The organism is Glutamicibacter sp. PAEs-4 (assembly GCF_051161755.1).
GTDB lineage: Bacteria > Actinomycetota > Actinomycetes > Actinomycetales > Micrococcaceae > Glutamicibacter > Glutamicibacter nicotianae.
The window spans coordinates 787,248-809,618 of sequence record NZ_CP195017.1; the positions used below are offsets into that span (position 1 = coordinate 787,248).

At 61.5% G+C, this 22,371-nt stretch carries 23 protein-coding genes; 15 read left to right on the top strand and 8 right to left on the bottom strand.

What is annotated here, in order from left to right; all coding sequences use genetic code 11:
* Nucleotides 1–59 precede the first annotated feature (59 nt).
* Nucleotides 60–1,379: an AI-2E family transporter gene (locus ACR9WD_RS03730; RefSeq protein WP_073706609.1), complete on the top strand. Its 1,320-nt coding sequence runs from the start codon at nt 60–62 to the stop codon at nt 1,377–1,379.
* A 3-nt stretch (nt 1,380–1,382) separates the two neighbouring features.
* On the top strand, nt 1,383–2,654 hold the full coding sequence (ilvA, locus tag ACR9WD_RS03735) for a threonine ammonia-lyase (protein ID WP_434922755.1): 1,272 nt from the start codon (nt 1,383–1,385) through the stop codon (nt 2,652–2,654).
* Between the two features lie 72 nt (nt 2,655–2,726).
* On the opposite strand, the gene greA is transcribed toward ilvA, so the two are convergent.
* Entirely contained in the window at nt 2,727–3,224 is a 498-nt protein-coding gene (greA, locus tag ACR9WD_RS03740) for a transcription elongation factor GreA (protein ID WP_038989900.1), read from the bottom strand.
* 290 nt (nt 3,225–3,514) lie between these two features.
* Complete coding sequence (locus tag ACR9WD_RS03745) at nt 3,515–3,934, bottom strand: DUF4307 domain-containing protein (protein WP_052253530.1); 420 nt, start codon at nt 3,932–3,934, stop codon at nt 3,515–3,517.
* Nucleotides 3,935–4,173: 239 nt separating this feature from the next.
* On the opposite strand from ACR9WD_RS03745, the gene mca reads away from it, so the two are divergent.
* From mca to ACR9WD_RS03770, 5 genes are all read left to right on the top strand, one after another.
* Nucleotides 4,174–5,040: a mycothiol conjugate amidase Mca gene (gene mca, locus ACR9WD_RS03750; RefSeq protein ID WP_052253578.1), complete on the top strand. Its 867-nt coding sequence runs from the start codon at nt 4,174–4,176 to the stop codon at nt 5,038–5,040.
* Nucleotides 5,041–5,084: 44 nt separating this feature from the next.
* Complete coding sequence (locus ACR9WD_RS03755; protein WP_038989899.1) at nt 5,085–5,366, top strand: hypothetical protein; 282 nt, start codon at nt 5,085–5,087, stop codon at nt 5,364–5,366.
* Nucleotides 5,367–5,398: 32 nt separating this feature from the next.
* The gene (locus ACR9WD_RS03760) at nt 5,399–7,513 is read left to right on the top strand and encodes a thioredoxin domain-containing protein (RefSeq protein WP_434922756.1); all 2,115 of its coding nucleotides are present in this window, start codon (nt 5,399–5,401) and stop codon (nt 7,511–7,513) included.
* A 118-nt stretch (nt 7,514–7,631) separates the two neighbouring features.
* Nucleotides 7,632–8,393 (top strand): isoprenyl transferase, encoded by a 762-nt coding sequence (locus ACR9WD_RS03765; protein WP_141358028.1) that lies wholly within the window; start codon nt 7,632–7,634, stop codon nt 8,391–8,393.
* A 267-nt stretch (nt 8,394–8,660) separates the two neighbouring features.
* On the top strand, nt 8,661–9,977 hold the full coding sequence (locus ACR9WD_RS03770; RefSeq protein ID WP_434922757.1) for a PhoH family protein: 1,317 nt from the start codon (nt 8,661–8,663) through the stop codon (nt 9,975–9,977).
* On the opposite strand, the gene ACR9WD_RS03775 is transcribed toward ACR9WD_RS03770, so the two are convergent.
* Complete coding sequence (locus ACR9WD_RS03775; protein ID WP_434922758.1) at nt 9,974–10,792, bottom strand: hypothetical protein; 819 nt, start codon at nt 10,790–10,792, stop codon at nt 9,974–9,976. The genes ACR9WD_RS03770 and ACR9WD_RS03775 overlap by 4 nt on opposite strands.
* A gap of 83 nt (nt 10,793–10,875) precedes the next feature.
* On the opposite strand from ACR9WD_RS03775, the gene ACR9WD_RS03780 reads away from it, so the two are divergent.
* From ACR9WD_RS03780 to ACR9WD_RS03810, 7 genes are all read left to right on the top strand, one after another.
* On the top strand, nt 10,876–11,379 hold the full coding sequence (locus ACR9WD_RS03780; protein WP_434922759.1) for a prepilin peptidase: 504 nt from the start codon (nt 10,876–10,878) through the stop codon (nt 11,377–11,379).
* Nucleotides 11,380–11,383: 4 nt separating this feature from the next.
* Complete coding sequence (locus ACR9WD_RS03785; protein ID WP_434922760.1) at nt 11,384–11,851, top strand: NUDIX hydrolase; 468 nt, start codon at nt 11,384–11,386, stop codon at nt 11,849–11,851.
* A gap of 46 nt (nt 11,852–11,897) precedes the next feature.
* The gene (locus tag ACR9WD_RS03790; RefSeq protein WP_434922761.1) at nt 11,898–12,281 is read left to right on the top strand and encodes a GNAT family N-acetyltransferase; all 384 of its coding nucleotides are present in this window, start codon (nt 11,898–11,900) and stop codon (nt 12,279–12,281) included.
* Nucleotides 12,282–13,301: 1,020 nt separating this feature from the next.
* Nucleotides 13,302–13,469, top strand: a complete 168-nt coding sequence (locus ACR9WD_RS03795) for a hypothetical protein (protein WP_434922762.1) — start codon at nt 13,302–13,304, stop codon at nt 13,467–13,469.
* Between the two features lie 252 nt (nt 13,470–13,721).
* Entirely contained in the window at nt 13,722–14,003 is a 282-nt protein-coding gene (locus tag ACR9WD_RS03800; RefSeq protein ID WP_434922763.1) for a transposase domain-containing protein, read from the top strand.
* A 3-nt stretch (nt 14,004–14,006) separates the two neighbouring features.
* Nucleotides 14,007–14,675, top strand: a complete 669-nt coding sequence (locus ACR9WD_RS03805) for an IS4 family transposase (RefSeq protein ID WP_434922764.1) — start codon at nt 14,007–14,009, stop codon at nt 14,673–14,675.
* Between the two features lie 48 nt (nt 14,676–14,723).
* A complete protein-coding gene (locus tag ACR9WD_RS03810; protein WP_434922765.1) occupies nt 14,724–14,912 on the top strand; it encodes a hypothetical protein in 189 nt (62 codons plus the stop codon).
* A 359-nt stretch (nt 14,913–15,271) separates the two neighbouring features.
* Here ACR9WD_RS03810 and ACR9WD_RS03815 read toward each other — a convergent pair whose 3' ends face one another.
* The 3 genes from ACR9WD_RS03815 to ACR9WD_RS03825 form a co-directional block, all read right to left on the bottom strand.
* A complete protein-coding gene (locus ACR9WD_RS03815; RefSeq protein ID WP_434922766.1) occupies nt 15,272–16,684 on the bottom strand; it encodes a class II fumarate hydratase in 1,413 nt (470 codons plus the stop codon).
* A gap of 130 nt (nt 16,685–16,814) precedes the next feature.
* Nucleotides 16,815–17,417 (bottom strand): carbonic anhydrase, encoded by a 603-nt coding sequence (locus tag ACR9WD_RS03820; RefSeq protein ID WP_367651329.1) that lies wholly within the window; start codon nt 17,415–17,417, stop codon nt 16,815–16,817.
* A 93-nt stretch (nt 17,418–17,510) separates the two neighbouring features.
* Entirely contained in the window at nt 17,511–18,185 is a 675-nt protein-coding gene (locus tag ACR9WD_RS03825) for a DUF4245 domain-containing protein (RefSeq protein WP_066139808.1), read from the bottom strand.
* 156 nt (nt 18,186–18,341) lie between these two features.
* On the opposite strand from ACR9WD_RS03825, the gene glpX reads away from it, so the two are divergent.
* Nucleotides 18,342–19,376, top strand: a complete 1,035-nt coding sequence (gene glpX / locus ACR9WD_RS03830) for a class II fructose-bisphosphatase (protein ID WP_038989890.1) — start codon at nt 18,342–18,344, stop codon at nt 19,374–19,376.
* Nucleotides 19,377–19,464: 88 nt separating this feature from the next.
* Here glpX and manA read toward each other — a convergent pair whose 3' ends face one another.
* Both manA and ACR9WD_RS03840 read right to left on the bottom strand, forming a co-directional pair.
* The gene (gene manA / locus ACR9WD_RS03835; protein WP_434922767.1) at nt 19,465–20,673 is read right to left on the bottom strand and encodes a mannose-6-phosphate isomerase, class I; all 1,209 of its coding nucleotides are present in this window, start codon (nt 20,671–20,673) and stop codon (nt 19,465–19,467) included.
* A 66-nt stretch (nt 20,674–20,739) separates the two neighbouring features.
* Nucleotides 20,740–22,359, bottom strand: a complete 1,620-nt coding sequence (locus tag ACR9WD_RS03840) for an LCP family glycopolymer transferase (RefSeq protein WP_434922768.1) — start codon at nt 22,357–22,359, stop codon at nt 20,740–20,742.
* Between the last annotated feature and the right edge of the window lie 12 nt (nt 22,360–22,371).

Below are 22,371 nucleotides of genomic sequence, written 5' to 3' on the forward strand. Positions count from 1 at the left end.
TTTGTCACAATTGAGACATGGATCAAGACGCTGTCTGGCAAACGCGATAGCGTAGTTCCATGAAAAGCAGCCGGTTGGAACGTCTACGCCGTATTCGTGTCTCGCTTCCGAGCAAGCCGGCGGAAATCCCTGCCGCACCGAGCCCAGACCTGACGGATTTCAAAAGCGCCGAGGACATGCCCTACGCAGTGCGCATGGCAGCCGCGTGGGCCTGGCGTTTTTTGATCATCGTCGCGGCCGTGGGCGTACTGGTGTGGGCGCTGTCAAAAGTCTCCCTGCTTGTCATCCCGGTTCTCGTCGCGGCGCTGCTGGCCGGGCTGCTCTCACCGGTCGTGAACACGATGAACCGCAAGCTGGCGGTGCCCCGCGGGTTGGCCGTCGGCATTACGCTCATCGGGTTCCTGGCGCTAGTTACAGCTGGACTCTCGGTTGCAGGGCAAAAGCTCTCAGCCGGATTCACCGCCCTGTGGACCCAAGCCCTGTCGGGCATCGAGCAGGTCCAGGGTTGGCTGTTCAACGGCCCGCTCAAGCTGACCAATGACGACCTGCAAAACGTACTGGACGACGCCCTGGTCCAGCTTCGCGGCAATGCCACCAACATCCTGAGCGAGGCCATCAGCTGGACTTCCGCGATCGGGCAGATCCTGACCGGCACCTTGCTGGCAGTCTTCGCGCTGATTTTCCTGCTGCTCGACGGACGCAAGATCGGTTTGTTCCTGGTGAACCTCTTGCCGCGCCGCGCCCGCCCGGCGATGGACGGGGCCCTGACCCGCGGCTGGGGCTCGCTGGTCCGCTACGTGCGCGTCCAGATGGTGGTGGCGCTGATCGACGCTATCGGCATCGGGTTCGGCGCCTTCTTCCTCGGCGTGCCGCTGGCGATGCCGCTGGGCGTGCTGGTCTTCGTCGGCTCCTTCATCCCGATCGTCGGTGCGCTGTTTACCGGCGCCCTGGCAGTTTTGCTTGCCCTGGTTGCCAATGGCTGGATCAACGCGCTGATCATGCTGGCCGTCGTGCTGCTGGTCCAGCAAGCCGAATCCAATATCCTGCAGCCGCTGATCATGGGCAAGGCAGTCAGCCTGCACCCGCTGGCAGTCGTCCTGGCCGTCGCCGGCGGCACGATGCTCGCAGGCATCCCCGGCGCGCTCTTCGCGGTACCGCTGCTGGCAGTGATCAACGCGGTCGCGAAGTACCTGTCGGGCAGAGCCTGGGAAACCGATGAATTCGTGATTGAGCTCTACGGTAGCCAGATCGCGGCGGACAGTCCCAAAACCAGCGACCCGGGGAAGGCAAGCCCAGCCGCAACGGCTGCAGGCGCCGCCCCCGCCCCACAAGCTTCGCCGGAGCCCCGGCACCCTGAGCCCACAGCAGATGAGGAATAAACCATGAGCACTGGAACTACGTTGCCCGTAACGTTGGCTGAGATCGAAGCCGCGGCCGAAGTACTCAAGCCGGTGATTGCCCGCACCCCGGTAGAGCACTCCCGCGTGCTCTCCCAGCACGTTGGCGCCGAAGTCTTCCTCAAATGCGAAAACATGCAGCGCGCCGGATCCTTCAAGGTCCGCGGCGCCTATGTGCGCATGTCCAAGCTCAGCGACGAGGAGAAGGCGCGCGGCGTCGTCGCCGCATCGGCAGGCAACCACGCGCAGGGCGTCGCCCAGGCCGCCAGCCACCTCGGCATCAAGGCGCGGATCTACATGCCGCTAGGCGTCGCGCTGCCGAAGCTGACCGCAACGCGTGACCATGGCGCGGAAGTCGTGCTGTTCGGCAACAATGTCGATGAAGCGCTGGCCGAGGCGCAGCGTTTCGCCGACGAATCCGGCGCAGTCTTCGTGCATCCCTTCGACCACCCGGACATCATCGCTGGACAGGGCACCATCGGCCTGGAGCTGCTTGAGCAACTGCCTGAGGTCGACACCGTGCTGATGGGCGTGGGCGGCGGCGGGCTGCTGGCCGGCGTTGCCATCGCGCTGAAGGAGAAGGCCCGCGAACTGGGCCGCGAGATCAAGGTGGTGGGCGTCCAGGCGGAAAACGCCGCGGCCTACCCGCCATCACTGGCCGCTGACGCATTGGTCCCGCTGGATACCGTGCACACCATCGCCGATGGCATCGCCGTCGGCAAGCCGGGGCAGCTGCCGTTCACGATCATCAAGGAATTGGTCGACGACGTGGTGACGGTATCGGAAGATACGCTCGCGCGCGCTTTGGTGGTGCTCCTGGAACGCAACAAGCTCGTGGTGGAACCCGCTGGCGCGGTGGGCGTCGCGGCCCTGCTGGAGAACAAGCTGGAGGCACACGGGATCAACCCGGCAACCACCGCTGTAATCCTTTCCGGAGGCAATATCGACCCGCTGCTGATGCTCAAGGTGATCCAGCGCGGCCTGTCTGCGGCCGGCCGCTTCCTGACCATCCGGATGATGCTTCCGGACCGTCCCGGTTCGCTGGCGCAGATCTCCAACATCATCGCCGAATCAGATGCCAACGTCACCCGCCTGGACCACACCCGCATCGGCGGTTCGCTGTCCATGGGCGATGTCGCGATCACCATCGATTTGGAGACCAAGGGCCATGAGCATTCCAAGACGGTGCTGAACAACCTGCGCGCCGAGGGCTTCGACCCGCAGATCACCAACACGGCAGGCGGTTCGGTCGCCTAGCCACGAGCAGCAAAGCGCGATGGCCGCCACCCCCTGCGGGGTGGCGGCCATCGCGCTGTTCTGTGGATCCTGTTACGAGGCCTGGTAAGGCTTCGCGGAGATGATCTCAACCTTGATGTCGCGGCCGTTAGGTGCCAGGTACGACAGCTTGTCGCCCACCTTGGCGCCGTGCACGGCAACGCCGATAGGGGACTGTTCGGAGTAGACCTCGAGGTCGGTGTCGCCGGCAACTTCGCGGGAGCCGAACAGGAAGGTGGTTTCGTCGCCTGCGATATTGGCGACTACCAGCATGCCAGGCTCGACGACTCCGTCATCGGCAGGAGCTTCGCCTACGTCGGCGCGACGCAGCAGATCCTTCAGGTACAGGATGCGGGCTTCGGCCTTGCCCTGCTCTTCACGAGCGGCGTGGTAACCGCCGTTCTCCTTCAGGTCACCTTCCGAACGTGCCTGCTCGATACGGGCAACGATCTCGGCACGTCCCGGGCCTGAGAGGAAAGTCAGTTCGTCCTGGAGCCGATCGTAGGCTTCCTGAGTCAGCCAAACGACAGGTTCGTTGCTGTTGGTGCTCACGTTGTACTTCCTTTGGTCAGTAGGGACTTCGCTCTGCCTTGGGAACCTGCAACAGGTCCTAAAGCCGAACGCCACCGGAACGGTGGCGTCGACGAAGTCGGATTCGGTACGGATCTGCGGGCTCGCACGTTATTGGAGATGCAAGCAAAGACCCCGCTAGGCTCATGTCCTTTTGCTTTGCTAGAACCATGCGCCGATGCGGGGCGAAACGTATCTTTTCAACGATAGTAGTCGCCAAAACGCTTTAAGCCCAATAGATTCAGCTATTAGGGGATGAACAAGCTGAAATGTTAACCCTTGTATTCTTGCGGAACCTCGTAGCAGGACTCCACGCCTACCGTGGTCGCAAGGTTATCGGTGTGCAGGTCGACATCCAGGCGCTGGGTGATGTGCCCGGTAGCTTCTCCTGGATCAAGCAAGACGGTTTCGTAACCGACAATCGCCTTGGATTCATTCATCGCTCGAATGTCGCACTGCACGCGGTGCTTGGCGTTGTATTCAACCGCGACAATGGCCTTGGCCTGGGTTGCGGAAACGACCTCGAACTCGATGTCCTGCGCCTGGATGGCAGTGTAATTGCTGAAGCCGAAATAAGCGGCCCCGGCAACGCCGACGGAGAGCGCGGCAGCAATCAGCCAATTACGCGTTTTCTTAGGAAGACTGCGTTTCTTGGGGTTGTTGTAGCGAGCCGTTAAGCTTGGATCAGACATTACTTGCCTTGCACCACTCTCTTGCCTGGCGGAATTTGAATAGGGAATGCCGTATAGAGGTTCCCTGCTCAAGTTTACCGTCTTTCGGCATGGGGGAATAACCGGTGGTCGGCTATGAGTTGTTATGGATGACGGGCAGATTTGAGGCTTCGGGCTGTCCAAAAACGTGGCATAAGGAAAGAAGATAAGTGGAGATTCACGACGTGAAGAAAATTGCTCCTTCGCAGGGTCTGCGGCTCATGGCTATTCACGCGCACCCGGATGACGAATCTTCGAAGGGCGCCGCAACGATGGCCGCCTATGTCGATGCCGGCGCCGAGGTCATGGTCGTTTCCTGCACCGGCGGAGAGCGCGGAGATATCCTCAACGCCGCCGCTGGCGAACTCGCCCATGCGCACCGCGACCTCGCGGGCGTTCGTCGCACCGAAATGGCCGAGGCCGCTGCGGTCCTGGGCGTCAAGCACCGCTGGCTGGGCTACGTCGACTCCGGCCTGCCGGAAGGCGATCCGCTGCCCGAGCTGCCTTTTGGTGCCTTCGCCTTGCAGCCAGTTGAAATCGCCGCTGCCGGGATCATCAAGCTGATCCGGGAATTCCGTCCACATGTCATCACGACCTATGACGAAAATGGCGGCTACCCCCACCCGGACCATATCCACTGCCACAAGGTTTCCACCTTTGCCTTCGAGCATGCGGCCAATCCTGAAATGTACCCGGAGCTGGGAGCCCCGTGGTCGGTCAGCAAGCTGTACTACGACCGTGCCTTCGCTTCGGATCGCTTCCGCACCTTGCACTACGCGATGCTGGAAGCCGGGTACGAATCCCCGTACACCGAGCGAGTTGCGCAGTGGGAAGCGGACGAAGGCAACCAGATGTTCAAGTGGGTTTCCCCACACACCACGACCACCCAGATCCACTGCGCGGACTTCTTCTCGCAGCGCGACCAGGCGTTGCTGGCGCATAGAACCCAGATTGATCCGGAAGGTTTCTTCTTCGCCGTGCCGGAACACGTCTACGCGGAGCATTGGCCGTGGGAGGACTACACGCTGATCTCCTCCAAGGTAGCCACCGAGTTGCCCGAGACCGACCTGTTCGCCGGACTAAGATAGTACTAAGCGCTTTTCCAGTACTAGAAATGAGTTGTCTTTACATCGTGAATACGATCTTTGAATCCTTGGCTCTGACTTCCTCGACCTTGGGTTTCGGCACGGAGACTGCCAGCGATTACGGTCCAGGATTCCTCGGATTCATTTTCACCGCAGCCATGGTCGTTGCCGTGATCTTCCTGATCCGCGACATGATCCGCCGTGTCCGCCGCGTGCGCTACACCTCGGAAGCAGAGGCAAAGCAGCAGGAGATGGTGTCCAAGGGCGAAGAGCGCAAACTCCAGGAACCCGATGAGCCGCACGACCCGAAGACCGACGAGCAGCAGTAGGAGCTTTGTGAGCTGCGCGATAGCATGATTGCGTGGCACAACGACTCGCTGGCTCATCCAGCCAATACCTCAGACAGCATTCGCATCAACTAGTCGACTGGTTCCCCTATGGGGACGAAGCCTTCGAACAGGCCCGGTTGCGCGACGTACCGGTGATGCTTTCCATCGGCTACGCGGCCTGCCACTGGTGCCACGTGATGAGCCACGAGTCCTTCGACGATCCCGAGATCGCGGCGCTGCTGAACGAGAACTTCGTCGCCATCAAGGTCGACCGCGAAGAGCATCCGCTTGTCGACGACACCTACATGCTGGCCACCCAGGCGCTCACCGGTGCCGGAGGCTGGCCGATGACCATTTTCGCGCTGCCCGACGGGCGAACCGTGCATGCCGGCACGTACTATCCGAAGGAGCCCCGCGGCAAGACCCCGAGCTTCCGCCAAGTGCTCGATGCGGTCCATGAGGCTTGGGAGACCAAGCGCGAAGCGCTGGAAGAGCAGGCCCAGATGCTCGCCGGGCATCTGGCCGAACTCGGAAGCCGGCAAAGCTCGCTGTTGTCCCTGCAATCCCAGGAACCAGCGGACAAGGCCTTCGAGGCAGCGCTGGACCGGTGGATTGCCGGCACCAAGCCGGAAGGCGGCTTCACCCCAGCACCCAAATTCCCTCCGACCTGGGCCCTGAAAACACTGTGGCGTGCAGTGATCACCACCCCGGATCGCGCCGTAGAGGCCTTCACCGCCGCGGCCACCCACCTCGAAGCGATGTTCCTCGGCGGCTTGCAGGATCACGTTGAGGGCGGTTTCGCCCGCTACTGCGTCGACGAGAACTGGTCGGTCCCGCACTTCGAGAAGATGCTCTACGACAACGCCGGGCTGCTGTCGCTGGCGGCACGCACCAGCGTGCTGGCCACCGAATTCTCCCGCACCTCCGAAGGGGAAGCGGCCCAGCGCGCGCAGACGCTGGCAGGACTGGCCCAGCGCAGCGCCGAAGGCATCATCGATTTCCTCAACGAGGAACTGCTCACCGCGTCGTCCGCCGCTCCGGCCTTCGCCGCGTCGCTGGATGCCGATTCATCCCGTGATGGCAAGCAGATCGAAGGCGCGTACTACACCTTCAACCGCGAGGAGATGGCGCTGGTCTCCGACCCGCTGATTCATCGCCTGCCCAAGGGGCTGCTGCGCTTCGCGCCGGTGGCCGAAGATCCGCAGAACTTCTGCTTCTCGCTGCTGCGGGCGCCCGAGCCGAGCGAACTTGGCGTCCTGCAGGAACTGCGCGAGGCAATGCGGGCGCTGCGCCGCTCGCGGATCATGCCGGTCCGCGACGAAAAGGTGATCGCCGGCTGGAACGGCCTGGCCATCGAAGCCCTGGCTGAAGCCGCGCTGCTGCTGGACCAGCCGAGGGCCCTGGAGCTCGCCGAGAAGGCGGCCAATTCTGTGTGGCAGATGCAGTGGGATGAGCGTGCCGGACGGCTGGCTCGGGTGAGCTTCTCCAACCGTGCCGAGCACGGCAACGAGGGCACCTTGCAGGACTACGCAGCCTTGGCCCTGGGCTTCTTGGCGTTGGGCCAGGCCAGCGGCCAGAAGCAGTGGGCAGCGAGGGCCAGCCAGTTGCTGGGACGTGCAGCCGACTTCGTGGATCCGGAAACCGGGGTGCCGCGCGACGCGGTGGGCGCCGATGCGCGGATCGCCGCCCAGCGCGGCAACATCGCTGCGGTCACGGTGCTTGATGACGCGTTGCCGGCTTCGGGGGCGCTCTACGCCAAGGCGTTGGCAATGCATGCGCTGCAGTCCATGGCTGCAGGGGAGTACAGCGAAGCTGATGCGGCGGCCTTGGACAGCGCCCGCGTGCTCTCGGCCCATGCGCTGGCGTTGGCCAGCGATGCGCCGACACAGGTGGCAACCGCCTTGGAAGTGCAATGCATCGTTTCCAGCCCCGTCCAGTTTCTTGCGCTGTCGCAGTGGGAATCGGCAGAAGCCAAGCGCGTGCGTTCCGTGGCGTTGAGCCTGGGGATGAATGTGCGTCACGATCCGTCGCTGCCCGGCGCGGAGAACGGCCTGCAGATCCAGCCGTGCCGCGAGGAATTGTGCCAGATGCCAGTGGCCGGGATGGACGGATTCTTCTCGCTGTTCGCTTCGGGAAAGGACGCCTGAGCCCAGGGCGAAGCGTCCGCCGTGGACGCGGTGCGGCGGGCAGATGCCCGCGCTTGGTGATAATTAGCGGTAGATTTAGAACCTAGAGTTTTGGAATCTACCGAAAGGAAGGGACAAGGTGCAGCTACCGAACCTTGCGTACCGTTACTACGAACGGCGCTTGGCGAAGTCCCTTCCAGCCGACAAGCTTCCGCACCATATTGGCGTGATGGTCGACGGCAACCGCCGGTGGGCCAAGCTGGCCGGCACCCCGACCGTTGCGGGCCACCAGGCCGGTGCCGACAAGATCCTGGAATTCCTCGACTGGTGCGAGGACCTGGATATCCAGATGGTCACCTTGTACATGCTCTCCACCGACAATCTCAACCGGGAAGCCGGCGAGCTGCGCGACCTGCTGGAGGTCATCGGCTCGACCCTGGACCGGCTGGGCGAGACCAACCGGGTCAAGGTCCAGCAGGTGGGAGCGAAGGACCTGCTGCCCGAGGACTTGGCGCAGAAGCTCGCCGCCCTGGAAACCGTGACTGCCAACCGCACCGGCGTCCATGTGAACGTGGCCATCGGCTACGGAGGGCGCCGCGAGATCCTCGATGCGTTCAAGGCGCTGCTGTGCAAGGCCGCCGAGGATGGGCGCACGATCGAGGAGCTGGCCGAGGGCCTGTCGACCGAAGACATCGAATCGGCCCTGTACACCAAGGGCCAGCCGGATCCGGACCTGGTGATCCGCACCAGCGGCGAGCAGCGCCTGTCCGGCTTCCTGACCTGGCAAAGCGCCTACTCGGAGTTCTACTTCTGCGAGGCGCTGTGGCCGGATTTCCGCCGCGTTGACTTCCTGCGCGCCCTGCGCGACTTCGCTGACCGCCAGCGCCGCTTCGGAACCTGAGCCGAGCGCGTTGCGCCAGGCTCGGCTGTTCAACTAATCGTTACCTGAACGTAGTGTGTGCGTCGTCTCTTGGTGGCGTTTCGGGGTCTAAGGTGATCATAAGGCCGGGGCATCAAGTCCCAGCTGAGCGAAGGGTTCCACACTAGATGACCAAATGCAGCGCCAGCCGGATTGCTTTCCGGAATCGCCTTGGGCATCCGGTGCCGGGATTCCCCACTGACGCGTGGGGAGAGTCCCCACGCCGGATTCGAGAATGGGTGCGCTGCCATGACACGAACAGCCGAACAGGGTGTACGAACCTACGTCATTGATACGTCGGTCTTGCTTTCCGATCCGAAAGCCATGTTCCAATTCGATGAGCACCATGTCGTGATTCCGCTGACCGTAGTCACCGAGCTGGAAAACAAGCGCAAGGACCCGGATCTGGGTTTCTTCGCACGCCAGGCCTTGCGGCTGCTTGATGACTTGATCGCCAGCCATGGCGGGCTGGCCCAGGCGGTGCCAGTGTCCAAGACCGGTGGAACGCTGCGCATCGAATTGAATAATATTGCCCCCGAGGTCCTGCCGGTAGGCATGCGCTCAGGCGATAGCGATTCACGGATCCTGGCTGTCGCCAAGCACCTGCTTGATGAAGGCCTCGACGTTGCCCTGGTGACCAAGGACTTGCCGATGCGCATCAAGGCCTCGGCCATGGGGATCCATGCCGAGGTGTACCGCAATGAGCTGATCGCCTCGACCGGGTGGACCGGCATCCAGCAGCTGGACCTGGATGAAGAGACCATGGCCAAGCTCTACGAGCATGAGCAGGTGCTGAACCACCCTGCGGCAGCCGATGAACCGATCAACACCGGCTTCGTGATCACCTCACCGCGCGGAAGCGCCCTGGGCCGCAAGGTGGATGCGAATACCGTGAAGCTGGTGCGCGGAGACCAGCAGGCCTTCGGACTGCACGGCCGCAGCGCTGAGCAGCGCATCGCCCTGGACCTGCTGATGGACCCTTCCGTGGGCATCGTGTCGCTGGGCGGCAACGCCGGCACCGGCAAGTCCGCGTTGGCGCTGTGCGCCGGCATGGAAGCGGTGCTTGAACGCAGGGAGCACCGGAAGATCACCGTGTTCCGTCCCCTGTACGCTGTGGGCGGCCAGGAATTGGGCTACCTGCCCGGATCCGAAGGGGAGAAAATGGGACCGTGGGCCCAGGCGGTCTTCGATACCCTCGGGTCGATCGTGTCGAAGAACGCCATCGATGAAGTGGTGGAACGCGGGATGCTGGAAGTGCTGCCGCTGACCCACATCCGCGGGCGTTCGCTGCATGATTCCTACGTCATCGTCGACGAAGCCCAGTCCCTGGAACGCAATGTGCTGCTCACGGTGCTCTCGCGCATCGGGCAGAATTCCAAGGTGGTGCTCACCCATGACGTGGCGCAGCGCGACAACCTGCATGTGGGCCGCTACGACGGCGTCGCCGCCGTGGTGGAACAGCTCAAGGGGCACGCGCTCTTCGGGCATGTGACCCTGACCCGGTCCGAACGCTCTGCCATCGCCGCGCTGGTCACCAACCTGCTGGATACTCCGACGCTGGCCTAGGACCGGCGTTCGCTGCGCAACTCCCACGGAATCGGTGCCCGGACATCGGTCAGCGTGGGAGCTGGGGCCGTGAACAGCGAATCGATGTAGTACTCGTTGTGCGCGAGAACCTGGAGCGAGAGTTCCGGGGCCGGCGGCATCCCGGTTGGGGCGGCCAGCACCCGGCGGTTCAGGCAGACGCCGGTTGCCAGATCCAGGACCAGGAGGGTCCGAGCGCCTTCGGGAACCAGCGGAGCGCTGGCCAGCGTGGGCTGGTAGGTATGCCCCGCGGTGAGGACGGCGGCCAGCGCTGGCCGGCCGTCGTGGGTGATCTCGGCCAGCTCGTGGATGTAGGTGGGGTGGTCGAATGCCAGATCATGCGAGGCGGGCTCGGTTCCGGCAAGCTCCACGGGATCGAGTATCGATTCCCAATGCTCCAGTGGCAGCAGCCCGTTGAAGCCGGAAATATCTGGACGGCGCAATATCAACTGGTCCGAGGTGTACACCGGGGAGGTCAGCGAGGCAGGCAGCTTCCAGGAGGAATTCGTGGCAGCGACATAGCCACGGCTGCGGTCCGCGGTGAACTTCTCCTGCTGGTACACCAGCTGCCCATCTGCCGAACGCACGGCAATGGCTTCGCGCTGGCGGATGATGGCGGTTAGCGTTCCTTCCAAGCCATCTTCCGGCTTGGCGTATTCGCCCGGGACCTGGACCTGGAACTGCAGCGAGGTGCTCAACCAAGGGGCTGAACGGGCCAGGGCGCGGAAACGGCGCCGGGCAGCGGATTCAGGGGCAGACTGCCCGGGGAAAAGAAGAGGAACTGCAGGAACGTCCATACCCTAATTGTAGAAGCGGCAGAATTATTCACAAGGGGAACACCCCTCTGCCGCACAGGCGTGGACATGCTTATGCTCTACACATGTCAGAAATTTGGAACGTAGCCCATGAAGGCCCGGGGGTCGCGGCAGCAGTCGTTGTCCAGCTGGCCTGCTTTGCCGGCTTCGGGTTCCTCCTGGCCAGTCAAGACATCGCAACGCATCGCCTGCCCAATCGGCTTATCGCGTACTGGCTGGCGGCCAGCACCGTAGTGATCGTGTTGCTGGGCATCCTCCGTTCTGATGCTCACGGCGTGCTCATGGGCCTGCTGGGGTTGCTGCTGCTGGGCGGAGGATATCTGCTCATTACGCTGATCTCCGCCGGCGCCATGGGCATGGGAGATGTGAAGCTGGCCGGAGTGCTGGGACTGAACCTGGGCTACTATTCTGTGCCCGGCTTGTTCTTCGCAACCGTGCTCACCTTCCTGCTGGCGACCTGCTGGGTGATCGGGGGAATGGCAGTGCGGAAATTGACCCTGAAATCAGCTGTCCCTTTCGGTCCCTTCATGCTGGTTGGAGCATTGGCAGCGCTGCTTATGGCACCATGAAATCATGGCAACTCCTGAATTCATCACCCATCTTCGGCAACGTATCGGACATGAACCGCTGTGGCTCTCCGGGGTGAAAGTTGTTGTCTTCCGGGACAGCCGAGTGCTGCTGGTGCGCCGTGCCGACAATGGGCAATGGACCCTGCCGGCGGGGATTATCGACCCTGGCGAAGAACCATCGCACACTGCGCATCGCGAAGTCCTGGAAGAGACCGGCGTTGAATGCGAGATCACGGACCTGTTGGGTGTCGGAGTGACCGCGCCAACGGTTTATCCCAATGGGGATCACGCCCAGTACCTCGACGTGGTCTTCAAGGCCCGCCATGTGTCTGGCGATGCGAAGGTCAATGACGACGAGAACCTGGAAGTGGGATATTTCGAGCTAGCTGATCGGCCAGAGCTCCCGCCGCTGCACGAACGGGCTGTGCAGTGGGCCCTGTCCCCGCGGCCCGGCGGATACTTCGCCAGCTGATGAGTCCTGCAATCACTTGCCGACGGCATGAGCATAGGCTTGCTCCATGACCGGGATTGAACTGATTGAACCAACTGCCTCACTCCACGCTTCCTTCATGCGGAGCAGTGCAGAATGGGCGGGAGCGGATCAAGACGGCGCTTCCGTCTTCTTCGCTGCCAAATACGGCTGGGATCTGCACAACGCGGACGACTTCGTTCAATGGGTGCAGCTGCTCAAGGATCTGGAAAAGCCGGACTTCGCGCTACCAGAAGGATTCGTTGCGCAAAGCACACTGTGGCTAGTGCATGGCGATGAATACGTGGGTGCGGCCAGCTTGCGTCACGAGCTGGGCAATGATTTCCTCCGCGAAGTTGGCGGGCACATCGGCTATGGGATACGCCCGAGCGCCCGTGGAAAACGCCTGCTGGCGGGCCGGAGTGAGCGGTAAGCCCGTCGCCTCGGACTTTGCTTCAGTTGCGAACTGGCCACCGGTGGACACACCTTTGTACGAGGTTGCGATTGTCCGTCCTCATGCATCATGTGTGGAATGGAATGCCGAGACCGGTGCATTCGCATAAACGGTGAAAATGCCACGGCAACCTACGGTGAACTGAAGGGGCTGAGCATCCGCTTTAGTTTGAGACGAACTTCCGGCCCCTTCAGTTACTGCAACTGTGAATCAGTCTGTGGCAGTTCAGCCGAGCGAACATGTTGGGTATGGACGAGTCGTCGTGTTATCTTCCATCGTCACCACGGCAGTGAAAGTCGTCCCGACGTAAATGCTGTAGCTCCGGGTTTAACCTCACTGCCAGGAAATCCGCTTGAAGAGCGCGGCTGAAACGATGATTCCACCTTTGCGGTGGGTGGTCACACCGACGCCAACACCGCGTCCAGAGCCGCAGCACCCAACAGGGGCAATCCTGTTGCAGCTGGTAATCCCTCCCGTATATTTGCAGCTTATCTGAACAGATGCCGCAGATTGCGCGGAATTCGTTTGTGCGACAGAGATGCTGCAACTAACGAAAGCGCCAAAGTACCCACCACGCAGAGTTAGGCCAAGAGTTTCTTCATCCTCGACATCGCGTACTTCACCTCAGCATGACACTTGAAAAGGATTTGTCTTCATTGGCTCATGGCCAAACACGAGCTTCTGCATCGTTCCGGAGCAACAGTGGCGATTAAGTAAAAACGAAAAGCAGTCAGTTTTTAAGTCAAGCAAGTTTCTAAAAAATTAACGATCCATTGTTATTCTGTTGATGGCGTGGATCAAGAAGACCAGAGTTGAAGCTAGCTTTGACATGGATGAACAGGTGTATCTTGCGGCGCGTTGGCTGCCTACAGAAATTTGTACTTTTAGAATCAAAATGTACTAAAAGTGATGGTTTCAACATTCTGATTGCAGCCAATGCAAAGTACGGATAGACTCGCTTAGCAATAGTCGCCACCAAATACTTCGCATGGAGATGACATGGTTAAGACTGCAAATATCGCCGCTCTGGTCGTCCTGCTAGTTGCCCTCGTACTACTGGCCGCGTTCCAATGGCTTCCGGCGCTGCTGTTCCTCCCAGTGGCGGGCGGCTTGTACGCGTGGAATCCCTCTGCGAACGACACCCCGGCCTGCAAGAAGGATCTGTAGCGCGGTCCCCGACTACGGGTCGGGCGGCAACTGCAGTCATGTCTGGCAGTTGCCGCCTAATTGCCCAGGTGATGACGATTTTACCTAGCTAGACCCATTGCCGTGAAGTGAACGAAAGCCTCACCACGTCCACCTGAAACCGACCTTAGTCTTAAAATGTGAGGCAAGCCCTGACTAGGCTTTAAGAACGAAAGAACCCCTGTTAATCATGTAAGTATTCGACGCTTAAAACTCAAAATAGGAGTTCTTTCCTTGTCGTCATCTCACCCTGGACCCAGTCCAGCCGAATCCAGCCCATCCCATGATGCGTGGGTTGACGGGCACCTCGAAGATCTTTCCAATCACCTGCTCACCGAACTAGTCGACGAAGCTTTGAACGAGGCCGGCGCCGTGCAGAAACGCTGCCGCAGCATCCCGTCCAGAGTCGTAGTGTATTTCGTGATCGCATTGTCCTTGTTCACCACGCTGGGCTACGGGCAGGTATTCACCAAACTCGGCCTTGGCGGCCGGACCCTGACCACGGTCAGCGCCTAATATTTGGCTCTAGCCCGCCGCCGACTGGGCGTAGCCCCGATGCACCGGATCTTCCAGATGCTGCGCGGCCCGGTGGCCACCGTGAACCGCAAGAATTCCTGGTACCGCGGGCTTCGCCTCTGTGCCGTGGACGGCACCGTGCTGGGCGTGCCCGATAGCATGGCGAACCGCCAACGCTTTCTCAAGCACCCCGGACGAATAACGGCAGGATACCCTCACGTACGGCTGGTGGCCGTGATTGCCTGCGGCACCCGAAGCATCATCGATGCCGTGTTCGGGACCGCGCAGACCGGTGAGAATGAGTACTTCCGCCAATCGTTCCCCTCCCTGAGCCCAGGCATGCTGATACTTGCCGACCGGAACCTCGATGGCGCAGCCCTGCTGCGCGAACTGGCAGATACTGGGGCTGAATTCCTTGTCAGGATCAGGAAAAACAAGGTGTTGCCACTGCTGAAGACACTGCCTGACGGATCATTTATCTCACAAATCGGAGCTGTGCCGGTGAGGGTCCTCAGCGCTCGCATCACCGTGCAGGAGGCTGATGGATCATCACGCAATGAGCTCTACCGATGGGTCACAACACTGTGCAGGCTTGAGCAAGGATACACAGCTGAACTGGCAAGGATCTATAACCAGCGGTGGGAAATCGAAACCTGTTTCCGGGCGATGTAATCCTCGTTGTTTGACGGTGCGGTGCTGCGTTCAAGAAACCCGCAACTGGTGGAACAGGAAATCCATGGGCTGCTAATTGCCGAACAGCTACTGCGCACGGTGATGAGTGGAGCGACGAATCAAGATCCCTTGCTTGATCCTGACAGGGCTAGTTTTGTGGTCGCATCGAATGCCGTGCATGACAGTATCATCCTTGATCCCGAAACTGTCAGCCGGGCCGACCAATCATCTGGTTAGGTCCGGCTAGCAGGAAGGGTCGGGGCCAGGATCATGAATTCGCTCTTGCCGCCCAGACGCTCACGGTCGGGGTCCCGTACGGAGAAGCCTACCGAGTCGAAGTATCAAGCCCGTGCTTCACGGCATCATCAGCCGACGGTCGCGGTCACGATCGTTGTTGACTTGGTGGGGTGTCATCTGATTTGACTGTTCAGACCGCGGCTTACCTTCACGGCATTGGCTCTAGTTCGTTGGAGGCACCCCACGGCGGCTGCGCCAAACTTGGCCGCTCATTTAGCTGCGCCCCAACTGATTAAGCAAGCTACCGCGGCCAGTTGCCGGCAACTGGCCGCGGTAGCTGAGGGTGCAATAGCCTGGAGCTAGTGCTTGCCCACCATGGTGGAAACATCCAGCAGCTCATCGAGCTGCTCCTCGGTGACTTCGCCGCGCTCGACGAAGCCCAGCGCGATGGTTGCCTCGCGGACGGTCAGACCCTCGGCCACAGCCTTCTTGGCGATCTTGGCGGCATTCTCGTAGCCGATGAGCTTGTTCAGTGGGGTGACAATCGATGGGGAAGCTTCGGCCAGGAAGCGCGCGCGTTCCACATTGGCCTTGATGCCGTCGATCATCTTCTCAGCCATCACCGTCGAAGTGTTGGAGAGCAGGCGAATGGATTCGAGCAGGTTCGAGGCCATGACCGGGATGCCCACGTTCAGCTCGAAGGCTCCGTTGGTCCCGGCCCAGGCGATGGCCGTGTCGTTGCCGATGACCTGGGCTGCCACCTGGATGGTTGCCTCCGAGATGACTGGGTTGACCTTGCCGGGCATGATGGAGGAACCGGGCTGCAGGTCTGGGATCGCGATTTCGCCCAATCCGGTATTCGGGCCGGAGCCCATCCAGCGCAGGTCGTTGGCGATCTTGATCAACGAGATAGCGATGGTGCGCAAAGCAGCCGATGCCTCGACCAGGCCATCGCGGTTGGCTTGGGCTTCGAAGTGGTTGCGCGCCTCGGTGATGGGCAGCCCGGTGTCTTCGCGGAGGAATTCGATGACCCGCTGGGGGAAGCCATCCGGGGTGTTGATGCCGGTGCCTACTGCGGTGCCGCCCAAGGGAACTTCGGCAACTCGCGGCAGCGCGGCTTCGATGCGTTCAATGCCGTAGCGGACCTGTGCTGCATAGCCGCCGAATTCCTGGCCAAGGGTGACCGGGGTGGCATCCATCAGGTGGGTGCGGCCGGATTTGACTACATCCTTGAACTCGGCAGACTTCGCTTCCAGTGCGGAAGCCAGAGTGCCCAACGCCGGGACCAGGTCGTTGATCAGCGCTCCGGTGACGGCAACGTGCACGGAGGTGGGGAAGACGTCGTTGGAGGACTGCGACGCGTTCACGTGGTCGTTCGGGTGGACCTCGGTGCCGCTGCCCTTGGATTCCAGGGCGCGGGTTGCCAGTTCGGCGAGCACCTCATTGGTGTTCATGTTCGAGCTGGTTCCGGATCCGGTCTGGAACACGTCGATCGGGAAGTGCTCATCGTATTGGCCGGTAGCGACCTGATCAGCCGCGGCCACGATGGCGGTGGCGCGTTCTTCATCCAGCACCCCCAGCGCCAGATTGGCTTGGGCGGCGGCTTTCTTGACCTGGGCCAGGGCCTTGATATGCGAGGATTCCAGGGTCTTGCCCGAGATCGGGAAATTTTCGACAGCGCGCTGGGTTTGCGCGCGGTACAGGGCCTGAGCGGGAACCCGGACTTCGCCCATGGTGTCATGTTCGATGCGGAAATCGTCACTGTTAGTCATGAGCCCAGAGTACGCCCGAACCGCAATCAAAGGACAGGGCTCTGACGTAAACATCACAACCAACAGTGACGCTTCGCCGAAATGGGAATAAAAGCCGTTTTACAAGGCTTTTCCCGAGAACTTCGAGTTCTTAGTCGAGACCCAGGCTGGAGACCAGCTGGGCACGGCCATCGTGCAGGTGGTAGGACACGCCCGCGACTGCGGTCCGGCCTTCTTCGATAGCCAGCGCAATGATGCTGGACAAATCGACGAGGCGGTCGGTGGTCTGCTTGACGTGCTCGACGACGGTGCCGTTCACGTCGGTGATGCCCTTGCGCTCGGCGGCCTGGACCGATGGGGTGATGTGCTCAACGAGGTCGCGCACGAAGCCCTTGGGCATGTTGCCCGATTCCTTGACCTTGATGGCGCTGGTGACCGCACCGCAGGAGTTGTGCCCGAGGATTACGATCAATGGGACGTTGAGGATGTCGACGGCGAATTCCAGCGAACCGAGGCTAGCCGGGTCCAGGACGTGGCCCGCGGTACGCACCACGAACATGTCACCCAATCCCACGTCGAAAATGATCTCAGCGGCAAGCCGGGAATCCGAGCAGCCGAAGATGACAGCGAAGGGTTCCTGGCCGGAAATCAGCTCCTCGCGTCGTGCACTGTCCTGGTTAGGGTGCTGGGTATCGTCATTGACGAAACGGAAATTTCCTGCGCTGAGCTTTTCCCACGCCTCTTGAGGAGTCATGGATGGTTTTTTTGATTCTGCGTGCATGACTCAGATTCTACGGGAATGTATTCGAATATCGAATATGTGACTGGCTATCCCCGTTAACGTGACTTAACCCAGTTCGCTGGCAACCTGTTCAGCAACAACGTTCAGCTGCTCGTCAGAGGTGTCGCTGGACAGCACTACGGTGGAGTCCTTGAACTCGGAGATCAGGTAGGTGCCCTGGTCCTTGGTGCGCACTTCCCACTGGGCTCCGCCGATGGTGCGGGTCTCGGTTGGCACCGCCGCATCGGTGATCAGGGCAATCCAGGTCGGGTTGGCTTCAGCGGCTTGGCGAACCCACACGAAGTCCTTGTTCTCGAAGACCAGTCCGCATTCCCAATAGGGGACGCCCTGTGCGGTATTAGCCTGCCAGCGGGCGAAGTTCGCATATTCCTTCTCGCCCAATTCCGGGGCGAAGATCTCAAAGCCTGAAATCTTCTCCGTCTGTTCTGCGGTGGCCTGCAGGTTGACGTCGCTTTCAAACGCGTCGTCCTTGGGCGCAGGGTTGAGCATGAGCACCGGAATGAGGATGGCAATAGTGAAACCGATGGACAGCACCATGCCCTTGAAGGTCTGGTTCGCGCGCTTGGCCTGCTTCTCGGTCAGCTGCGGCTTGAACGGCAGGTCCTCGAAGGTGGCGTTGGGATCGTCGAGGCTTCGACGAGCCGTGGCAGGCATCTGCGTACCGCTTGCCGCATTGGCGGCTGCCTGGGCGTTGTTCTCGGTGTTGTTCTCAGGTTCCACGCCTTCCATTCTCCCCGAAGATTCTGTGTAATTCGAACTGGAGTGCCCAATCGCACGTCCACCGATGATCAGGTGCGCCCGACACGAACTGTAAAGGGAAAACCCTAGGGGATAGAATGGCCTTGTTTGCATAGGCGCAATGACTACGACTCAGTGATGGGATCTTTCGTGACCGAAAAGAACAATTTTGCCCACCTTTCTCCGCGACTGTCGGTTTCCGACGCGGAGCCGGACCGCAACCTGGCACTGGAGCTGGTGCGCGCAACCGAAGCGGCAGCCATCGCTTCCTCGCCATGGGTTGGTTTCGGTGACAAGAACGCCGCAGACGGTGCCGCAGTCGACGCCATGCGCGGCCTGCTGTCCACCGTGAACTTCAATGGCGTTGTCGTGATTGGCGAAGGCGAAAAAGACGAAGCTCCGATGCTGTTCAACGGCGAACAGGTTGGCAATGGAACCGGCGCCGAGTGCGACGTCGCAGTTGACCCGATTGACGGAACCCGGCTCACCGCCCTGGGCCTGAACAACGCCCTGTCCGTGCTGGCTGTTGCCGACCGTGGTTCGATGTTCGACCCTTCGGCAGTGTTCTACATGGAGAAGCTGGTCACCGGGCCAGAGGCAGCCGAGCTTGTCGACCTCCGCCTGCCGGTGAAGCAGAACCTGCACCTGATCGCCAAGGCCAAGGGCAAGAAGATCAGCCAAGTGACCGTGACCATCCTTGACCGCCCGCGCCACGCCGGGTTGATCGAAGAGATCCGCGCGGCTGGTGCGCGCACCAAGCTGATCATGGACGGCGACGTTGCCGGCGCCATTGCCGCAACCCGCGAAGGCACCGGCGTTGACGCGCTGATGGGTATCGGCGGCACCCCCGAGGGCATCGTGACTGCCTGCGCCATCAAGGCATTGGGCGGCGTGATCCAGGGCCGCCTGTGGCCAACCGACGACGATGAGAAGCAGAAGGCCATCGACGCAGGCCACGAGCTGGACCGCGTGCTGACCACCAACGACCTGGTGACCTCGGACAACTGCTACTTCGCGGCGACCGGTATCACCGATGGCGATCTGCTGCGCGGGGTGCGCTACAAGAACAGCCGCATCCACACCCAGTCGATCGTGATGCGTGCCAAGTCCGGCACCATCCGCTTCGTCGATGGCGAGCACCACCAGGACAAGTGGGAAGCGTACACCCGCTAGCCGCTAGCTGCTTGCAAAACTGCGAGCCATGGACTTGAAACAAGTCCATGGCTCGCAGTTTTCGTTTCGGGGCCTTGCGGCAGCGCGGCTAGTCGATCTGGGCGCTGGCAGCGAAGAGCTGGCCCGGCACGATGCCCTGCAGCGTGGCGGTGGCCGGCAGCTCGGCCGCGCTGAGGAACAGCGACTGGCCGCGGCTGATGTGGTGCTCGCCTTCGCGGGTGGCCACCAGGAACTCGCCGGCAGTGCACAGCAGGACGGCGGCACCGTGCAGTTGCAGGTCGGCGGCCAGGCCGGGTTCGGTGGGATCGAGAACCTGCAGCTGGAACTCTTCGAAGTCCGGCTTGTACAGCCGGTCGTGGGTATCCAGCGCCACCGGCTCCAGTAACGGGGCAGGGGAGGGCTGGGCGATGGTGACATCGAGCAGCTCGGGAACATCAATATGCTTGCTGGTCAGCCCGCCGCGCAGCACATTGTCCGAATTGGCCATGACCTCGATGCCCAAACCGCGCAGGTAGGCGTGGACGTTGCCCGCACCCAAGCTGATGGCCTGGCCCGGTTCGAGGAAGACCAGGTTCAGCAGCAACGCCACCAGGACCCCTGGATCGCCCGGATAGATCTTGCTGATCGACACCAGTTCGGCGAAATGCACGTTGCGCTGCAGCTCGCCGCTGGCCGCCACTGCATCGCTGATCTGGCGTACCAGCTGGGAGATTTCGTCCCCGGCGGTCAGCACATGCTTGAAAATCGCGGCCAGCGGATCGCTGCCCTGCAGCAGGCCGACGAGCTGGCTGACCGGGGCCTGGGCCGAGTCCGGCAGGTGCGCGGCCAGCAACTGCAGGTCTTCAACGATCTGCGCTGGCTGGCGGAACCCGGAGAGCGCCACGAAGTCGGTCAAGGCGAACAGCATTTCCGGCTTGTGGTTGTCATCGCGGTAGTTGCGGTCGGCGGCATCCAACGGCTTGCCCTGGGCATTTTCCTGGGCGAAGCGTTCCTGCGCCTGCTGCAGCGTCGGGTGCGTCTGGATCGACAGCGGCTGCGTCGCCGAGAGCACCTTGAACAGGTACGGCAGGCGTCCGAAGCGCTCGGCAACCGCCGAACCCAAAATGCGCTCCGGGTCCTGGGCAATGAAATCGTTGAGCGCGGTGCCGTCATCGGAGAGCCGGCTCGGGCACCCGGGGTGGGCGCCGAGCCACATTTCGGCCTGCGGGGTGGTTTCCGCAGGCAGATCCAGCAGATCGGAAATCTGCGAAGCAGATCCCCAGTGGTAGTCCCTAATCGCGTTTTTCAACTCGAACACGTCTTTTGACCATAGCCTTTCAAGAGCGGTAAGTGGGTCGCATGGCGGTCGGGGGGTCTTAACCGTTTATGGAACCGAGCATTCGTCGTTGTTGGCAGCGATCTCCGAAATCAACGTGCGGTAGCCAGCCATTTCGAGATTCACCAAGTATTCTTCGGTGATTGGGCTGCCATCTGGCTGGGTGAATTCCTGCTCCTCCTTGTTGGAGAGCTTCGGAGCATTGTTCACGCCGGTGGTTTCCGACGTCTCTTCAGAGGCCTCGGTGGTTTCTTCCGGAGCCGAGGACTTGGAGGAATCCTCGCTCTTCTCGGCCTTGTCCTTCTTCTTTTCCTTCTTCGGTTCGTTCTGCTTCGCGATCAGCGACTGGATGCGCTCTTGCAGCTTGTCGAAGTCCGGGTAGGTGGAGAAGCTGCGTTCGAAGTCCGGGGCACCGAGGGTCAGGCGGCCCATCGGCTCCTTGGACACCTTTTCGGCCAGGGAGACGAAGGAACTGAGCTGGCCGGCAGGAATGTCGGTTTCCACCAGCTGTTCGCCAGCGGACATGATGGAGGTGAAATTGGTCAGGATCGTCTGCGGGGTGAACTGCTTGATGATTGCCTGCTGCAAGCACTGCTGGCGCTTGATGCGGTGGTAGTCATCGGTGAAGTCGCGCGAGCGGGCAAACCACAGGGCCTGCTTGCCGGTGAATTCATGGGTTCCCGGGGCGAACCAGTGGGTGCGCACGGTGCTGTTCTCGTAGTACTTGCCGTTGTACGGAACCCAGCCGCCGGAGTTGATGGTGACGCCACCCAGGGCGTCGACGAACTGCTCGAAGCCGGCCATGTTGACCATGACGTAGCCCTGGACCGGAAGGCCGGTGGTGCCTTCCAGCGCGTCCATGGCCGCCTGCGCGCCGACGTTCTTCACCGAGTCGGGGAACGCATCGGCATGCTCCATTTCGGCGTTGCGGTAGATGGAATTGAAGATGCACTCGTCACCGCAGTTGTAGCCGTTCGGCCATATTTTCTCCATCGGTGAGCCCGGGGCGAAGCGTGCGTTCTGGAAGTTACGCGGCACCGAGATCAGCAGGCTCTTGCCGGTCTTGGCATCCACGGACAGCAGCGCCGCAACGTCGGTGCGCACGCCGTCGCGGTTGGCACCGGAGTCGGCGCCGAACACCGCGATGTTGTATCGGCCGTCGATGGGATCGAAGGCCGGGCCCTCGTCGAAAACTGCCTGAATCGTTTCGCGTCCGGTGTTCAGCATCGAGGCGCCGTAGACGAACAGGCCGCTGGTGGCCACCACGGCTGCCAGGGTGAAGACGGTGACGATGGCACGCATGCCCGGGGCCAGCAGCTTGGGCCGGATGATCACCAGGGTGTTGATGAACATGATCAGCCAGCCCAGCGCCAGCGTGCCGAGCACGATGATCAGGAACAGCTGGAAGTTCGGGTGGGCCGCCCAGCCGAGCAGGATCGAGCGGTCAATGAAGTACAGGGCAACCAGCGCCAGCACCGCCACCCAGCAGAGCATGGTGATGGACACCGCGATCCGTCCGAGCTTGCGATTTCCGGCAACCAGCTGGGCGCCGCCGGGGAAGAAGATGGTCAGCAGGACCAGGATCAGGGCACGCTTGCTGCGCTGCGGAGAGGTGATGGTCTCCGGCTGGCGCAACGGACTTGGTGCGCGGTGACTGGCAGAACCCATGTACTTTTGGAC

Coding starts and splice junctions, on each gene's coding strand:
- ACR9WD_RS03775 (WP_434922758.1), bottom strand. CDS start 10,792: ATGGACGTTCCTGCAGTTCCTCTTCTTTTCCCCGGGCAGTCTGCCCCT.
- ACR9WD_RS03795 (WP_434922762.1), top strand. CDS start 13,302: ATGGTTAAGACTGCAAATATCGCCGCTCTGGTCGTCCTGCTAGTTGCC.
- mca (WP_052253578.1), top strand. CDS start 4,174: ATGGCTATTCACGCGCACCCGGATGACGAATCTTCGAAGGGCGCCGCA.
- ACR9WD_RS03745 (WP_052253530.1), bottom strand. CDS start 3,934: ATGTCTGATCCAAGCTTAACGGCTCGCTACAACAACCCCAAGAAACGC.
- ACR9WD_RS03730 (WP_073706609.1), top strand. CDS start 60: ATGAAAAGCAGCCGGTTGGAACGTCTACGCCGTATTCGTGTCTCGCTT.
- ACR9WD_RS03780 (WP_434922759.1), top strand. CDS start 10,876: ATGTCAGAAATTTGGAACGTAGCCCATGAAGGCCCGGGGGTCGCGGCA.
- ilvA (WP_434922755.1), top strand. CDS start 1,383: ATGAGCACTGGAACTACGTTGCCCGTAACGTTGGCTGAGATCGAAGCC.
- ACR9WD_RS03820 (WP_367651329.1), bottom strand. CDS start 17,417: ATGACTCCTCAAGAGGCGTGGGAAAAGCTCAGCGCAGGAAATTTCCGT.
- ACR9WD_RS03785 (WP_434922760.1), top strand. CDS start 11,384: ATGGCAACTCCTGAATTCATCACCCATCTTCGGCAACGTATCGGACAT.
- ACR9WD_RS03815 (WP_434922766.1), bottom strand. CDS start 16,684: ATGACTAACAGTGACGATTTCCGCATCGAACATGACACCATGGGCGAA.
- glpX (WP_038989890.1), top strand. CDS start 18,342: ATGGGATCTTTCGTGACCGAAAAGAACAATTTTGCCCACCTTTCTCCG.
- ACR9WD_RS03840 (WP_434922768.1), bottom strand. CDS start 22,359: ATGGGTTCTGCCAGTCACCGCGCACCAAGTCCGTTGCGCCAGCCGGAG.
- ACR9WD_RS03770 (WP_434922757.1), top strand. CDS start 8,661: ATGACACGAACAGCCGAACAGGGTGTACGAACCTACGTCATTGATACG.
- ACR9WD_RS03790 (WP_434922761.1), top strand. CDS start 11,898: ATGACCGGGATTGAACTGATTGAACCAACTGCCTCACTCCACGCTTCC.